The following is a 15,033-nucleotide window of genomic DNA, read 5'->3' on the forward strand; positions in this document are numbered from 1 at the left end:
CGCGCTTCGCCTCGTTCATGTAGCGAAGCCCGAGACACATCTAAGTTTTCTAGCGCTGGAAGAGGCAGTGAGCTTCAATGACCAGGTGCACCTTTCCCATCGTTCTCTTCAGTGCAGGCCGCAACAGCCGCGCGTTCAACGCATGCGCGACCGTTGACGAACTTCAGATGTAATGGCGCCAAACCGACTCTTGAAGCTGCGGTTGAAGTGGGAAAGGTCACCGATGCCGGCCTCGAGAGCAATGCTGCTCATGGTCCAGTTCCCATAGTTGGGATCCGACAGCATGCGATAGGCAGCGTCGATCCGCTGACCCAGAGATACGTCGTGAAGGTCGTACCTTCTGCCTCGAAGAGAAGCTGGATGTAACGCGGGGTCACGCCCTGACGCATGGCGACGGCGCTGAGGTTGATCGTTGTATTGCGGGTAATGTCGCGCTTGATGGCAGCAAGACGTATAGCGCGTACGCTGCCGCTACCTATGGCCTCGACATCATCGCGATGCGCTCTGCCCAGCGGCAGACGGCCTCGCAAACTCTGCCCTTTTGCGGCTAGAGGTGCAAAATCCTGGAAGCACTTCGCCGGCTCGTCCTGGCTCGCGTCGAATCGGCCGAAGCCGGACGCCCTTAGCGTCGACAGCCTGACGCAGTGGTCGAGCCGTTTGGGGAGTCATGCAGTCGACGCAAAGTCAACATCGCTAAGCGCAGCCCCGCCCGATTACGTTAGTTGAACTCCATCGCCGAATTGCATGCCGTGCGCACGCTGCACCGGCATCTGTGCCGAATTGACGTTGTGACATTTCGGGCTCCCTTGAGACATCGTTGTGCGCGGTCTATAGTCAACAAATTGCTTTATGCTTGTTCGAGACATCGTCATGTTTCCCGGGCTCTTGCGTTGCATTTCGATTTTTGCGGTAATCCTCGTAGGTGCTTCGGGGGACGCGCGAGCCCACGGCGAAATCAAGCCTGGCACACAGCTCTCTATTTCTGGCGCTAGCGAGCAAGACAAACTCAACATGCGTTCGGAGGCTAACGCCGCAGTGGCTTCTTTTGCCGCTCACGGGTGAGACCGGCGAGCCTTTCTGCACCGAGGTCGGATTTCAGCTTCTCAAGTGTGTAAGCCTTGCTGCGGAGGAGGGGTTTACCCACCTCGGCCAAGTCTCGGATATGCAAGTCGATGATGAAGCCGAACGTGGTCGCGGCGTCGACCCGAACGGCGTCGACGCTCTTGCCGCGGCTGATGTTGCTCTCAGCCTCGACCGCCCAGGCTTCCGCTTCCGACTTCAGCCGGAAGCTGCGCGAGGCGGTTTGACCCTTGCGACGGACCTGCGCTCGCCAACGGCCCGAGGGTAGCTTATCGAAGGTTGCCATGGCGCCGATATGGGTGGGCACCGGCGTGCACAAAACGGGCACACGGAAGGTGCGAAAAGGTGGTTAGAGATGAGAACAAAAGCGAACAAAATTGCTCATGTTCTCGTCCGTGAGCACTGAGAGAACAGGTAAATCCGTGTTTTATCAGCCGCATAGGTTCTGTGTCGCTCCTATGATGGATTGGACGGACCGGCATTGCCGGGCCTTCCACCGCCAGCTCACGCGGCATGCGCTGCTCTTCACCGAGATGGTCACCGCGCCGGCGATCCTGCACGGCGACCGCCAGCGGCTGCTCGGCATGAGTGGCGAGGGGGAGCACCCCGTGGCGCTGCAACTCGGCGGTTCCGATCCTGCTGCGCTGGCCGAGGCTGCCGCGATCGGCGAGGGGTTCGGCTATGACGAGATCAACTTCAACGTCGGCTGCCCGTCGGACCGCGTGCAGGAGGGCCGCTTCGGCGCTTGCCTGATGGCGGAGCCCGAGCTCGTTGCGCAGTGCGTCGCGCGCATGCAGGCGCGCGTCAAGGTTCCGGTCACCGTCAAGTGCCGCATCGGCATCGACGACCAGGACAGCGAGGGCGACCTGCAGCGCTTCATCGACGTCGTCGCGCCTGCCGGCTGCCGGACCTTCATCGTGCATGCGCGCAAGGCATGGCTACAGGGCCTGTCGCCGAAGCAGAATCGCGAGATCCCGCCGCTCGACTACGCGCGCGTCTACCGCCTCAAGGCCGCGCGTCCCGAGCTGACCATCGTGATCAACGGGGGCATCGCCACGCTGGAAGAGGCGGCTGCGCATCTCGCCCATGTCGACGGCGTGATGCTCGGCCGCGCCGCATATCAAACTCCTTACATTCTTGCCGAGGTGGATCGCCGCTTCTTCGATCCCGGCGCCAAGGTGTCGACGCGCCGCGAGGCAATCGAAGGCATCTATCCGTACGTCGAGCGCCACCTGGCTTCGGGCGGTCGCCTCAACAACATCGTGCGCCACGTGCTCGGCCTCTATCACGGCGTGCCGCGCGCCCGCCTGTTCCGCCGCCACCTGAGCGAGAACGCGCCACGTTCGGCCGCCGGGCTCGCGACGCTCCTCGAGGCGGTCGCCATCGCCGAGGCGTCCAATCCTCAGCTCGCCGCGGCCGAATAGGAGACCGCGCGATGGAGATCGGCCTGCCGGCGGGCGAACTCGCGCTGCTCATTGTCGCGCTGCTGGTGGCCGGCGTCGTTGCGGGCTTTCTCGCCGGACTGCTTGGCATTGGCGGCGGCGGCGTGCTGGTGCCGGTGCTTTACGAGGTCTTCCGCGTGCTCGACGTCGACGAGAGCGTGCGCATGCACCTGGTGCTCGGCACCACGCTCGCCATCATCCTGCCGACGTCGCTCAAGTCGTTCGCCGGCCACCGCGCGCGCGGCACAGTGGACATGGCACTCCTGAATCGCGTGGCGCCATGGATCGTCGCCGGAGTTGTTCTCGGCACCCTCACCGTGAAGGCGTCGAGCGGCGACGTGTTGAAGTGGGTGTGGGTGGTGGCGGCCGGCCTGATCGCCATCAAGATGGCGTTCGGGCGCGAGGACTGGCGCCTGGCCGATCACCTGCCGCCATCTCCCTGGCCGCAGTTCGGCGCCTTGCTGATCGGTATCGTCTCGACGCTGATGAGCATCGGCGGGGCGACGTTTGTAGTTCCGCTGCTGACGCTCTACGGCCAATCGATCATCACCGCCGTATCGACGGCCAGCGGCGTGGGGCCGCTGATTGCCCTCCCCGGCGTCATCGGCTTCGCCTGGGCCGGGTGGGACGCAAGCGGGCTACCGCCCTTGTCGATTGGCTACGTCAATCTGCTCGGCATGGCGATCGTCGCGCCGTTGAGTGTGTGGGCGGCGCCGTACGGCGTGCGCGTGGCGCATCGCATTCCGCGCCGCACGCTGGAGCTGGCGTTCGCCGCCTTCCTCGGCAGCATCGCGATCCGCTTCCTGATCGATCTCTTGTGGTGAAGCCTCAGACGGTCTGCGCCACGGGGTTGGCGCGCGCCTGCGCCCACAGGAAGAGCTTGCGCAAGTGTCTGCCGGCGAGGGCGCCGATGAACCAGACATACAGCATGAGTGTAAACGGCAGCACGACCCGGAAGCCCGCATAGCAAAGGGCGTCGATGCCGACGAGAACTGCGGTGGCGAGACCGAGGTTGAGCAAAGAAGCGCGCTTCTCACCCAGCACCCAGGCGAGCAGCAGACCGGCCACCCCAATCCCGGCGAGCAGCGCTGAGCGTGCCGGCCCCGCTAGCTCGTAGTAGTAGCGGCCGTCGAGCAGCTGGGCGAGGATGTGCGCGTGCACCAGAGCGCCGAGCATCTTGCTGTCGGTCCACACCGACAGGGACGTGTCGTGCAGGTCGGAGTTCGGCATGGCGATGCCGGTGAGCACGATGTTGCCCTTGACGCGCTGGGCGATCTCGGCGCGCCGTGCCTCGCTGCTGTCGCCGAGCAGCTCCTTGGCCGATATCCGAAAGAAGGGTGTCGTGTCGCGGTCGGGTCCGACGAGCCAGGCAATGCGCGTCGACTCCGACGATGTACCAGGCCCGGCAAGCTCGGCCTTGGCCGCGAGCGCGACTTGGCGCGCGAAGCTTTCCTGGAATGGGGAATCGGCAACCGGAGGAGAGGTTCGCCGCACCACGTGGCCCGGCCCATAGTCGAGTGCCAGGTATCCTGCGGGACGTCCGGCTTCGGAGAGGAACTGCTTCTGATAGGCGAAGTGATCCTTGTCGAACTCGTCGGTGTGGCTATCGACGCCGCCTAAAACCACCGGCCGGTCGATCTCGTGCAGCGCGTCGAGCATCGCCTGGTCGCGCTCGGGTCCCTGCGAGGCGACGAAGTAGAAGTCGAGGCCGATGGCGGCGGGCTGCATCGCCGCGATGGTGCGCAAGAGCCGCGCGTGATCGTCGCGCGGGATGGGCGAGACGATATTGCCCTTGAATGTCGCGGGGTCGAAAAGGACGAGGACGATGCGTGGATGCTTGTCAGGTGTACTGTCGGCCAGCAGCACTGTGCGCCAATCGGCCGTCCAGTATTCGATCTTGTCGAGCTTCGAGCGCAGCGGCTGATAGAAGAGGGCGAGCGCCGCCACGGCCGCCGCGATGCAGGCGAGCAGGGAGTAGGTCGGGAACTTGCCCGCCCGTTGGTGCTCGGCTGATGCGACCGTCACGGACAGCGCTCCCTGCTGGGGCCCGATGAGGAGCTGACTACTTTTCCTGCTCGCCCGAGCCGCCGCCGGTGCCGCTGCCGCCATCCGTCGTGCCGCTGCCACCACCCGTACCGCTGCCGCCGTCAGTCGCGCCATCACCGCCGGCGAGAGCGCTCGACACCGTCAGGTTGGCGAAACTCAAGGCAAACAATGCGCTCAGAAGCGCGACGACCGCTCGCAATTTCATGGCAATCCCCCGGACCAAAATGGAAAGGCAACCAACGCAAAGAATATAGCACCCGCACACGGCGCGCGTGCAATGGAGGAAGCATATTGATTTCGCTACGGAAAGAACTGAACGTCGGTGACTACGCCATAATCTTTTGATTGTAGGCGCCGACCTCGGGGAAGCGCGACAGCAGGGCGTCGATGTCGGCGAAGATCGCCTTCATGTTCGCCTCCGACGTCGGGCTCTCGACGACCACCACCAGCTCCGGCTTGTTGGAGGAGGCGCGCACCAGACCCCACGTGCCGTCCTCGAGCGTGACGCGGATGCCGTTGACGGTGACGAGATCGCGGATCTTCTGACCGGCGATCTTGCCGCTGTCGGCGGCGAGCTTCTGGTAGTGCTCGACGACGCGGTCGACGACGCCGTACTTCTTCTCGTCATCGCAGTGCGGCGACATGGTCGGCGACTGGTAGGTCTTCGGCAGCTCGCGCCTCAGGTCCGCGATGGTCTTGCCGGGCGCGCGGTCGAGCATGTCGCACACGGCGAGCGCGGCAACGAGGCCGTCGTCGTATCCGCGGCCGAGCGGCGGCTGGAAGAAGAAGTGGCCGCTCTTCTCGAAGCCGACGAGCGCCTTCTGCTCGAAGGTGTAGCGCTTCATGTACGAGTGGCCGGTCTTCCAGTAGAGCGTCTTGGCGCCGTTGGCGTTGAGCACCGGATCGGTGACAAAGAGGCCCGTCGACTTCACGTCGGCGATGAAAACCGCGTCCTTGTGGCGAGCGGAAATATCGCGCGCCAGCATCACGCCGACGGTGTCGGCGAAGATCTCGTGCCCCTCGTTGTCGACGACGCCGCAGCGGTCGCCGTCGCCGTCGAAGCCGAAGCCGACGTCGGCCTTGTGCTTCACCACGGCCTCGGCCATGGCGTGCAGCATTTCCATGTCTTCCGGATTGGGATTGTAGCGCGGAAAGTTGTAGTCGAGCTCCGTGTCGAGCGGCACGACCTCGCAGCCGACCGCCTCGAGCACCTGCGGGGCAAAGGCGCCGGCGGTGCCATTGCCGCACGCCGCGACGACCTTCAGCTTGCGCTTCAGTTTCGGCCTGTCGGCCAGCGCCTTGATGTAGCGCTGGGCCATATCGTCGACGAAAATTAGGCGCCCGCCGTCGGCCGGCTTGAACGCCCCCGTCAGCACGATCTCCTTCAGGCGGCTCATCTCGTCGGGGCCGAAGGTGAGGGGGCGTGCCATGCCCATCTTGATGCCGGTCCACCCGTTGTCGTTGTGCGAGGCGGTGACCATTGCGACGCCTTCGACGTCCAGATCAAATTGAGCGAAGTAGGCCATGGGTGACAGGGCGAGGCCGATGTCGTGCACCTCGCAGCCGCCGGCCAGCAGGCCGTTGATCAGCGCCTGTTTCACGGAGGCCGAGTACGAGCGGTAGTCGTGGCCGGTGACGAGCCGCTTCTTGACGCCGCGCTCGGCGAACAGCGTCGCCATCCCGAGGCCCACCGCCGTGAGGCCGAGGAGATTGATCTCCTGCGGGAACAGCCAGCGCGCGTCGTACTCGCGGAAGCCGGTCGGCTTCACCAGCGGCAAACGCTCGAAGTCGGCAGTATTGGGTTTTAGATCGGCGCGCGGTGTGGGCAGCATGGGAACCCTTTGGCAGGCCACAGGGACGGGAGAGTGACTGGCGGCAGGTGTAAACGCCGCAGGGGTGGGAGTCGATCCTGCGGTGAATAGCCGTAAAGCCGCATGCGACCACGAGTGGTGGCGGCCTATTCCTGCAGCACGAGGCGGCCTGAGCGCATGTCGAACCGCGACAATCGAGACAGGAAAGTCATGCCCAGCAAGGACACTCTAAGTCGCCCCGATTCCGCTACCGCGGCGGGCACGTCGCGAACCGTGATGTTACCGATCGAGACGCGGTCGAGGGTCACAGGAGCGACGCGGGCCACTCCGTTAGCGGTGGAGACGGAGCGCGTGAAATCTTTGTCCGTCAGCAAGAGGCCGGCACGTTCCGCATCCTCATAGGAGAGCACCACCATGGTGGCGCCGGTATCGATCATCACCGGGATGGACCGGCCATTGATGTCGGCCTCGGTATTGAAGTGACCGTTCCGCTCCGCCTCGATCTCGACAACGCTATCGCTGCTGGCCCGCTTGGCGGCCGGTGGGGTAGGAATGGTTTGACGCGCCTCGGCGACGTCCTTCGGCGTCGGCAGGCCGAGCATTTGCTCGGCGCCGGTCTTCAAGGTCTCGAAGTGCGAAATTGCAGCGACGGCGACGACGGCGATGACGCCCCAACTGATCGTTTCGCGCACTAGCTGCTTATTGCCGGACGTCCAAGCCATGGGTTCTGGAAATGCTGCTCTCGGTCGCCGTTGGCCGTCGTGCGGCGTGGGCGTTAGCCCCTCAGCGTCAAGTAGTCCTTGGAGAACTCATAGGACCGCAAACGCCTTAAGAAACTCATACCGAGCAAGTTTTCCTTAATGCTCCCGGGACGCGCCACGAGCGCTTCGATGTTGTGCACGACGAGCGGACCGATCGCCAACGACTTGAGGCGGACGGCCGCCGCATAGGTTGTGCCGTTGGCGGTGTCGATGGGCGTCGTGTAGGCGAGCTCGTCAAGGTTGATGCCCGCTCGCTCCGCATCGGCCGGCTTCAGCACGACCGACGTCGCGCCGGTGTCGACCATGAGCGTCATGGATTGGCCGTTGACGGCAGCCCGCACCGAATAGTGCCCGTCCAGCCGGCGGCGAACGCGAACGGCCTTTTCGCCTTCTTCGCCTGACTCCACCGATACGACCTGTCCGGACGGGAGAAGTTCGCCGCCGACGCGGCCGACGACCGTCGACAGCTCCTCGCGATAGGAGTAGCCGGCGATGAGAGCGAAGCCGATGGCCAGCCATACGAGAATGTAGCGCACGGCCTGTAACGGCCGCGTGCGCTCGTCGTTGAACAGGCTGACGACGTAGAGTGTCACGAGCAGGACGCCGACGCCGATGGAGACGAGCTCGCCGGTGCCGAGGTCGGACAACAGCTCAAGGCCACCGCCGCGCGACAAAAGAAGCACGCCGGCGCCGACCAGCAAGGCGAGGACGAACCAGGCTTTCATCAGCCGTCACCCCCGAAACGCGCAGCGAGCCGGTCCGGTAGCTCGGCCATGATCTGGCGGCGCTCACCTCCCGTCAGTGACGACCAACGGGCGATCTCGGCGAGCGTGCGCCCGCAGCCGCGGCAAAGGCCACTCGGGCGGTCGATGTCGCAAATATTGACGCAGGGAGATTCGATCACGGGTTCGGTCTGGATGTCGCTCACCCGCCGTATGTAGCGCCGCCGCGGACGTATCACAACGCGGCACGGCTGTTAGCCGGGCGCGGCCGCGTCGCTGCCGCCGTCGCGTCCGCCTCTCGCACGCAGGCGCGCCTGACGCGCTGGGCGCGGGGAGGTGCCTCTGGCGCGATGGGTCTCCTGCCCTAGCGGCTGGAGAGGGACCATGGCGCGCAGCACGCGAAACCCGGGTAGCACCACCTTCGCGTCGGTGCCTTTGCGCAGCTCCGATTGCAAGTCGAGGCTGCCGCCGTGCAGCTCGATGAGGTTCTGCACGATCGCCAAACCGAGCCCCGCGCCACCTTCCGCCGTCTGGTGGGCGAGCGTGCCTTGCCCGAACGCCTGCAGCACCTTGGGAATCTCGTCGGCTGGAATGCCTGGACCGGTGTCGCGCACGGACAGGAACTGTCCCCCATCCGGCGTGGCGCCCACACTCAAGACAATCCGGCCGCCTTTGGGGGTGAATTTCAACGCGTTCGACATGAGGTTGAGGCAGATCTGGCGCATGGCGCGCTGATCGGCCCAGACGACCGGCAACTCGGCGCTCGCCTCCTCGCTGACCTCGATGCCCTTGGCGTCGGCCCGCAGTTTCAACAACCGGTGGCACTCGTCGATGACGTCGGCGAGCCGCAGCGGTTCCTCGTGCAGCTCATAGCGCCCGGATTCGATACGCGTCAGATCGAGGATCTCGTTGATGAGGTGGAGGAGGTGCTTGCCGCTCTCGAGGATGTTGCCGACGTACTCCTGGTACTTCGGATTCTCGATCGGGCCGAACATCTCCGACTTCATCACCTCGGAGAATCCCAGGATGGCGTTGAGGGGCGTGCGCAGCTCGTGGCTCATCGTGGCGAGGAACTTCGACTTGGCGGTGTTGGCCGTCTCGGCGCGGCGCCGCGCATCGTCGGAAACGGACTTCTGCTCTTCGAGCTCGGCGATGAGCGCGTCCTTCTCGGTGCGGTACTCGAGCATCGATAGCGCCGTCGACCGCAGTCCGCGGGCGAGGAACAGGAAGTAGAGGTAGATGCCCACCGCCATGGTAGCGAGCGCGAAATAGAACGAGTTGTCGAGCAGCAGCAGACGGGCGACGACGGCAATCGTCATCGGCACGGTGCCGGCGTAGAGGATCGAGGGAATGCTCGCAGCGAACATGGTGCGGATGGCGAGCACGACGATGAGCGTGGCGAAGATGAAGACGTGCGACGAGAAGATCATCTCGGTCGACGCGCCGAGCGTCTCGCGCACCCCGACGAGGGCGAAGCAGGCAAGCGCCAGGCCGCTGAACAGCTCGGCGATGACGAAGCGGCGCCGCCAGGCGCGCACGTTGACCTGCGAAGGCGGCGCCAACAGGAACCGGCGTCCTTGGTCGAGCAGCACGACCTTGGCGGCGATAACGATGACCAGCCAGATGACGGCATCGACCGTGGGCGCCCAAAACATGCAGGCGAGTGCAAACAACGCATAGAGCGCCGGCATGGTGACGGCGGCGCCGAGCTCGTTGCGCACGAACATAGTGAGGAGCTCGTACTCGAACTCGGGCTTGAGCGACGTGCCGGCAGCGAGGCGGGCGCGCGTTTCCCTCAGGTCGTTGGAGGCGCGCGTGCGGGCGTACTCGCGGCTGCGCCGGCGCGCGACTTCCTCAGGTATGGCGCTCATTGTCATCTGTTCAGCCACGAAAGTGCACGAGCGACCCGCGCATTGCAGGGTGTAGGCTATTCCTAAATCTCGGCAGGATTTCCTAACTAAGTGTTTAGTAATGAAATTTTGGCTAACGCGTGTGCCTGCAACCGTGGCGCTACCGGAAAACACGACGTTCCGTAGGGCATTGTCGGGATCGGGACTGCCCGTTAGGGTCCTGCCCCCATGCGCACCTTCCCTACGCCAGCGCTCCGGCCTCCACGGACGCATATGCATCTTGACGAATCCGCGATAGCCGAGCCTCTCCGGCCAGCCGCGGTGACGACGAGGCGTCCATGAAGCTCACCGTTGTCGGCTCGGGTGACGCCTTCGGCTCAGGCGGGCGTCTGCAGACCTGCTTCCACGTGGCGCTGGGCAGCGATGAAATTCTCATCGACTGCGGGGCCACGGCGCTGATCGGCCTGCAGCGGCTCGGGCTCGATCCCAACCGAGTTTCGAAGATCTTCGTCTCGCACCTGCACGGTGACCACTTCGGCGGCCTCATCTGGTTCCTGCTGCACGCCCACTACGTGAGCCGGCGCACCGCCCCGCTGACGATCATCGGTCCGGCGGGGATCGCGCAGCGGTTCGCCGCGGCCGCCGAAGCGCTGTTTCCGAATTCGATGCAGATCGAGCGGCGCTTCGAGATGCGGTTCCTGGAGCACGCCGACCGCGTGCCGATGGAGATCGACGGCGTGCGCGTCACGCCGTTCGAGGTGTCCCACCCGTGCGGCGCCCCGCCGTACGCGCTGAGGCTGGAGTGGGGCGGCAAGGTCCTCGCCTTCTCGGGTGACACCAAGTGGGTCGATAGTTTGCTGCCGGCCGCCCAGGGCGCCGACCTGTTCATCACCGAGTGCTTCACCTTTACGGTGCCGAGCGGCTACCACATGGCGTGGACCGACATCGAGCCCAACCTCGACCGGCTCGACGCGCGCCGGGTGCTGCTGACGCATATGGGGCCGGAGATGCTGGCCAACATGCATCACGCCAAGGGGACCCGGGTGATGCTTGCCGAGGATGGCATGCGGCTCGAGGTCTGAGCGCCCCCATCTGGGCAAACCGTAGAACGTGATTGCAGAAACATGGCTTGACGTAGACGCATTTGGCGCGCCTACTACTCTCTGCGCCTCGCGCCGAAAACCATATTCCCCTGCGATGTGCCGAAACGATTTTCCGCCAGGCTGACAATGCTCGACGAGATGGACGTAAAGATCCTGCGGATTCTGCAGGTGGACTGTACGCGACCGGTGGCCGATATCGGCAAGGAGGTCGGTCTGTCGACGACGCCGTGCTGGCGGCGCATCCAGAAGCTCGAGGAGGCCGGCGTCATCCAGCGCCGCGTGGCCGTCCTCGACGCGCACCAGGTCAACGCCGGCGTTACCGTCATCGTGTCGATAAAGACCGATCAGCACAGCCTCAGCTGGCTCGAGCGCTTCCACAAGGCGGTTGCCGACTTCCCCGAGGTCGTCGAGTTCTACCGCATGTCGGGCGACGTCGATTACCTGCTGCGCGTCGTCGTGCCGGACATCGAGGCCTATGACGCGTTCTACAAGCGCCTCATCTCGCGCATCGAGATCGCCAAGGTGTCGTCCGCGTTCGCCATGGAGCAGATCAAGTACACGACCGCGCTGCCGCTGCAGTTCGCGCGCGGCAACAGCGAGTCGGCGGCCGCGGGCTCAGACGGCGAGGAAAAGCGTCGAAAGCGTTAGGCAGACGAGCGCCGCCAGGCCGAGCGACGTGAACGTCAACCACATGCCGTAGACGCGATAGCGCATGATCGGCGGCGATTGCGAGACGCCGTATGCGTGCAGCAGCCGCCCACCGATGAGCAGGACGCCTGACGCGTGAACGAGCAGGTCGGGCGGCGCCATGCTCTCGGCCAGCGCCATCATCAGGAGCGTGAAGGGAGCGTATTCGGCGAAGTTCGCGTGTACGCGCAGGCGGCGCAGGAGCTCGACGTCCTCGCCGTGGCCGAACTCCACCCGGTGCTGGCGCCGCCAGGCGATGACGCGGACACTGAGCACGAGAAACAGCACTGCCAGCAGCGCGGCGTAAAACGCGGTGATCTGCATGCAGGCTTCCCTCCCCGAATGTGCAGCGTTGCAAGCGTAGCACTCGATTCCGCTGCGGGCCGCGAGTCGTCTTGTTGGCGTTGCCGGGAATGCGCTTGACAACCAGAGGTTGCTGCGTAGAATTAAAAGCACGTTTTAAGTGTATATTTGCAACTAGTTTCATCGAGTCTTGGCTGTGCCATCGCCCGTTGTCGCCGACGAATGGATGTCGCGTCTGCCCGGTCTCGATCGCCTCTGGTCGGTGACTAGGGGCAGATCCGAGGTACGCATTGCCGTCCTCGACGGTCCGGCCGACGACGCCTCGCTGTCCCAGGCCGCAGTCGCCGCAAGTGGCGTCGTCGAGCACGGAACTCACGTCCAATCGATCATCGCCGGTTCGTCGGATGCAATCGTTCCCGGCTTAGCCCCCGGTTGCACCGTTTTTTCCGTGCCGATCTTCGATGCCGATGGAAAGGGCGTGCCGACCTGCACCCAGGAGCGGCTGGCGAACGGTATCCACGCCGCGCTGGAGGGGCGCGCCAACATTATCAACATCAGCGCCGCGCAGGAGGCGGATCTGCTGTCGCTTTCTGGCGAGCTCAGCGCAGCGCTGCAGGCGGCACAGGAATCCGACGTGCTCGTGGTTGCCGCCACCGGCAATCACGGGTGCGCGTGCGACACGATTCCGGCGTCGGTTCCCGGTGTGCTTGCCGTCGGGGCGCATGGTCCTGACGGCGCGCCGCTCCTTTCGAGTAACTGGGGTCCCAATCATCGCGCCCAGGGCCTCACTGCGCCCGGACGCGACGTGGCTGGCGCCTGTGTCGGAGGCGGATTGTGCCGCGCGTCGGGCACGAGCTTCGCCACCGCGACCGTATCGGGCATCGCGGGACTGCTGATGAGCGTCGACGTCGAGGCGGGGTTGAAGCCGAGCGGCGCGCGCATCCGAAAAATCCTGCTCGGCAGCACCGTGCGCCCCAATCCCGCGGATGTGGAGCTTGCCGGCGCGCATCTCGCCGGCCGCTTGGACCTTTCTCGCGCACTCACGCAATTGCGCGCGTCATCAGAATATCGCCAGTCAAGGGAGGGGACAGTGCAGATAAGTAGCTTGCCCGATGGGCGGGTCGACGAGCCGGCGCCGCCGAGCGGCAAGAAAGCGAGCGCGAGGAAAGCCGAGCGGGCAGCGGCGGCGACGTCCGACGGTGTCGCGCCATCCGCTCTGGTGCCGGCGCACGAGGACTGCGGCTGCGGCGGCTCGGGCGGCGAATGCAGCTGCTCGGGGAGCGGCGACGAGAAGAAGCCGCAACTCGTCTACGCCATCGGTAGGCTCGGCGTCAGCTTCATCAGTCAAGCGCGGCGGGATTCTATTTGGCGGGTCGTCAACGGTCCGCGCGAGGGCGATCTAAAGCCGATCACCAACGCTGCGCTGCAGAGCCTTTTCAAGGAGCAGCCCTTTCAGGCGCAATCGGTGATCTGGACGTTGAGCCGTAGCGAGGTGGCGATGTACGCGATCGTACCGTCCGGCGCCTTTGCCGCCGAAACGTATCGCTGGCTCGTGAACGAGTGGAAGGACGCGGACGTCGAGTTCGCATCTATACCCGGCATCCTGGCCGGGCAGGTACCGCTTTATGACGGACAGCTCGTCGACGTTGTGGTTCCCGACTTGCGCGGAATGTATAGCTGGCAGACGAAGCGCTACGTCAAAGCGCTGCGCGATGCGCGCAAGAAGGCCGACGTCGATCTGTCGCCGGAAAGGCTCGACCGGGAGATCGAGCGCTTCTTCGGCAAGATCTACTTCAGCATTCGCAATCGCGGGCGCTCGCCGGAAGAGCGCGCGATCAACGCTGCCGCGACGAACGCGTTCAACATCAGCCCCGTCATAGAGCAGGCTGGTGAGGAAGGGCTGACGTTGCGCGACATCGGCGTCGAGCGGAGCCCGCTCAATCGCCCGGGCAGCGAGTACTACGATGTGTTGCTCACCTTCTTCGATCCGCGCAACCGCGAGGTCGCGCCGATGCGTGCGCGCTTCACGATCGACGTCAGCGATACCGTGCCGGTTCCGATCGGCGACCCGGTGATTTGGTACGAGTACTGAACCTTGGATTCAAAAAAGGAGAGAAAGAATGAGACTGCCAGAACCACTGCCGGCACCCGCCAGAGCAGGCTTGAGCGACCATGCCCGTCGACTTGACGAGGGAACACCTCCCCCGGCGATCGAGCCGGCAGGCTGCTGCCTGACGGTCTGCGATCCCATAACGGGATGTCGCTGTATTGCTCAAAGCCCGTTCTGCTAAGGAGATGTCACGATGCAGCTTCCATACTTGATGCCTACCCGTGCGCATGGCGGTCAAATGCCCCGGACCTCGACGAGTGATGGACTGATCCCGGCCGGTGACGCCACTTGTCACGCTGCCTGCGTCGCAGGGCTCGCCGCCGCGCGAGCTGGATGCGCAGCGCTCGGGCCGTTCGCACCGCCGTGTTTTGCAGCAGCGGAAGCGGCATTCCTTTACTGCAACACTCGCTGTTAGCGCCGTCGCGATGAAGCGACCACTCACTTTCACGAGGAGATCACGGCAATGAATATGCCAGGCTATCAACCAACAGCCCTTCGCGCAGGGGATCACATGCTTGCGAACGGTCTAACGCAGGGACTGTCGCTACAAGGGTGCGATATCCTCCGCTGCGCGCAAGCGGTCATGCGCTGTGCGCAGAATCCCGATCCGGTGAGATGCATCCTCGAAATCGCTCCCAACTGCCGGGACTGTTTGCCGTAGGGGACGGCCGGGAGCCGGTAGCAATCGTTCAAGTCACGCGCCGACGATCTTCACCAGCACGCGCTTCTTCCGGCGGCCGTCGAACTCGCCGTAGAAGATCTGCTCCCACGGGCCGAAGTCGAGCTTGCCGCCGGTAACGGCGACGACGACCTCGCGCCCCATCACCTGCCGCTTCAGGTGCGCATCGGCGTTGTCCTCGCCGGTACGGTTGTGCTGGTACTGGCTGACGGGCGCATGCGGCGCGAGCTTCTCCAGCCACACCTCGTAGTCGTGATGCAGGCCGCGCTCGTCGTCGTTGATGAAGACCGATGCACTAATGTGCATGGCGTTGACGAGGGCGAGGCCTTCCTTGATGCCGCTTTCCCGCAGGCACTCCTCCACGTCGGACGTGATGTTCACAAAGGCGCGGCGGGTGGCGACTTCGAACCACAGCTCCTTGCGGTAGGACTTCATCGCC

At 64.6% G+C, this 15,033-nt stretch carries 16 protein-coding genes; 5 read left to right on the top strand and 11 right to left on the bottom strand.

Translation table 11 applies throughout. From position 1 onward, the window contains the following. Nucleotides 1–135 precede the first annotated feature (135 nt). Nucleotides 136–285, bottom strand: a complete 150-nt coding sequence (locus GIW81_RS19420) for an AraC family transcriptional regulator (protein WP_154737353.1) — start codon at nucleotides 283–285, stop codon at nucleotides 136–138. A 739-nt stretch (nucleotides 286–1,024) separates the two neighbouring features. Continuing rightward, nucleotides 1,025–1,366 (bottom strand): hypothetical protein, encoded by a 342-nt coding sequence (locus tag GIW81_RS00240; RefSeq protein ID WP_154737354.1) that lies wholly within the window; start codon nucleotides 1,364–1,366, stop codon nucleotides 1,025–1,027. A 97-nt stretch (nucleotides 1,367–1,463) separates the two neighbouring features. Between GIW81_RS00240 and dusA the strand changes: the two genes are divergently transcribed. Both dusA and GIW81_RS00250 read left to right on the top strand, forming a co-directional pair. Further along, on the top strand, nucleotides 1,464–2,504 hold the full coding sequence (dusA, locus tag GIW81_RS00245; RefSeq protein ID WP_154737355.1) for a tRNA dihydrouridine(20/20a) synthase DusA: 1,041 nt from the start codon (nucleotides 1,464–1,466) through the stop codon (nucleotides 2,502–2,504). 11 nt (nucleotides 2,505–2,515) lie between these two features. Continuing rightward, nucleotides 2,516–3,346 (top strand): sulfite exporter TauE/SafE family protein, encoded by an 831-nt coding sequence (locus tag GIW81_RS00250; RefSeq protein ID WP_154737356.1) that lies wholly within the window; start codon nucleotides 2,516–2,518, stop codon nucleotides 3,344–3,346. Between the two features lie 4 nt (nucleotides 3,347–3,350). Here the strand turns inward: GIW81_RS00250 and GIW81_RS00255 are convergent, their stop codons facing one another. From GIW81_RS00255 to GIW81_RS00280, 7 genes are all read right to left on the bottom strand, one after another. Continuing rightward, nucleotides 3,351–4,547 carry a CHASE2 domain-containing protein gene (locus tag GIW81_RS00255; RefSeq protein WP_195930277.1) on the bottom strand — a complete coding sequence of 399 codons (1,197 nt, stop codon included), beginning with the start codon at nucleotides 4,545–4,547 and terminating at the stop codon, nucleotides 3,351–3,353. Nucleotides 4,548–4,584: 37 nt separating this feature from the next. Further along, complete coding sequence (locus GIW81_RS18745) at nucleotides 4,585–4,773, bottom strand: hypothetical protein (protein WP_195930278.1); 189 nt, start codon at nucleotides 4,771–4,773, stop codon at nucleotides 4,585–4,587. Nucleotides 4,774–4,894: 121 nt separating this feature from the next. Continuing rightward, nucleotides 4,895–6,400: a phosphomannomutase/phosphoglucomutase gene (locus tag GIW81_RS00260; protein ID WP_154737358.1), complete on the bottom strand. Its 1,506-nt coding sequence runs from the start codon at nucleotides 6,398–6,400 to the stop codon at nucleotides 4,895–4,897. Nucleotides 6,401–6,525: 125 nt separating this feature from the next. Next, nucleotides 6,526–7,101 carry a retropepsin-like aspartic protease family protein gene (locus GIW81_RS00265; protein WP_154737359.1) on the bottom strand — a complete coding sequence of 192 codons (576 nt, stop codon included), beginning with the start codon at nucleotides 7,099–7,101 and terminating at the stop codon, nucleotides 6,526–6,528. 53 nt (nucleotides 7,102–7,154) lie between these two features. Further along, nucleotides 7,155–7,865: a retropepsin-like aspartic protease family protein gene (locus tag GIW81_RS00270; RefSeq protein WP_154737360.1), complete on the bottom strand. Its 711-nt coding sequence runs from the start codon at nucleotides 7,863–7,865 to the stop codon at nucleotides 7,155–7,157. Beyond that, a complete protein-coding gene (locus tag GIW81_RS00275) occupies nucleotides 7,865–8,068 on the bottom strand; it encodes a DUF1289 domain-containing protein (protein WP_407658149.1) in 204 nt (67 codons plus the stop codon). The genes GIW81_RS00270 and GIW81_RS00275 overlap by 1 nt, the downstream gene beginning before the upstream one ends. A gap of 48 nt (nucleotides 8,069–8,116) precedes the next feature. Next, nucleotides 8,117–9,733 (bottom strand): sensor histidine kinase, encoded by a 1,617-nt coding sequence (locus GIW81_RS00280; RefSeq protein ID WP_229309050.1) that lies wholly within the window; start codon nucleotides 9,731–9,733, stop codon nucleotides 8,117–8,119. Nucleotides 9,734–10,050: 317 nt separating this feature from the next. Between GIW81_RS00280 and GIW81_RS00285 the strand changes: the two genes are divergently transcribed. Together GIW81_RS00285 and GIW81_RS00290 are read left to right on the top strand one after the other, a co-directional pair. After that, on the top strand, nucleotides 10,051–10,794 hold the full coding sequence (locus tag GIW81_RS00285; RefSeq protein WP_154737362.1) for an MBL fold metallo-hydrolase: 744 nt from the start codon (nucleotides 10,051–10,053) through the stop codon (nucleotides 10,792–10,794). A 147-nt stretch (nucleotides 10,795–10,941) separates the two neighbouring features. Continuing rightward, nucleotides 10,942–11,463: an Lrp/AsnC family transcriptional regulator gene (locus GIW81_RS00290; protein WP_154737363.1), complete on the top strand. Its 522-nt coding sequence runs from the start codon at nucleotides 10,942–10,944 to the stop codon at nucleotides 11,461–11,463. On the opposite strand, the gene GIW81_RS00295 is transcribed toward GIW81_RS00290, so the two are convergent. Then, nucleotides 11,431–11,826 carry an MAPEG family protein gene (locus GIW81_RS00295; RefSeq protein WP_154737364.1) on the bottom strand — a complete coding sequence of 132 codons (396 nt, stop codon included), beginning with the start codon at nucleotides 11,824–11,826 and terminating at the stop codon, nucleotides 11,431–11,433. The two genes, GIW81_RS00290 and GIW81_RS00295, sit on opposite strands and share 33 nt — an antisense overlap. A gap of 175 nt (nucleotides 11,827–12,001) precedes the next feature. Between GIW81_RS00295 and GIW81_RS00300 the strand changes: the two genes are divergently transcribed. Beyond that, a complete protein-coding gene (locus tag GIW81_RS00300; protein ID WP_154737365.1) occupies nucleotides 12,002–13,897 on the top strand; it encodes a PatA/PatG family cyanobactin maturation protease in 1,896 nt (631 codons plus the stop codon). Nucleotides 13,898–14,609: 712 nt separating this feature from the next. Here the strand turns inward: GIW81_RS00300 and GIW81_RS00305 are convergent. Next, nucleotides 14,610–15,029 carry a secondary thiamine-phosphate synthase enzyme YjbQ gene (locus GIW81_RS00305; RefSeq protein ID WP_154737366.1) on the bottom strand — a complete coding sequence of 140 codons (420 nt, stop codon included), beginning with the start codon at nucleotides 15,027–15,029 and terminating at the stop codon, nucleotides 14,610–14,612. Nucleotides 15,030–15,033 lie beyond the last annotated feature (4 nt).

This window comes from Hyphomicrobium album (assembly GCF_009708035.1).
GTDB classification, from domain to species: Bacteria; Pseudomonadota; Alphaproteobacteria; order Rhizobiales; family Hyphomicrobiaceae; genus Hyphomicrobium_A; species Hyphomicrobium_A album.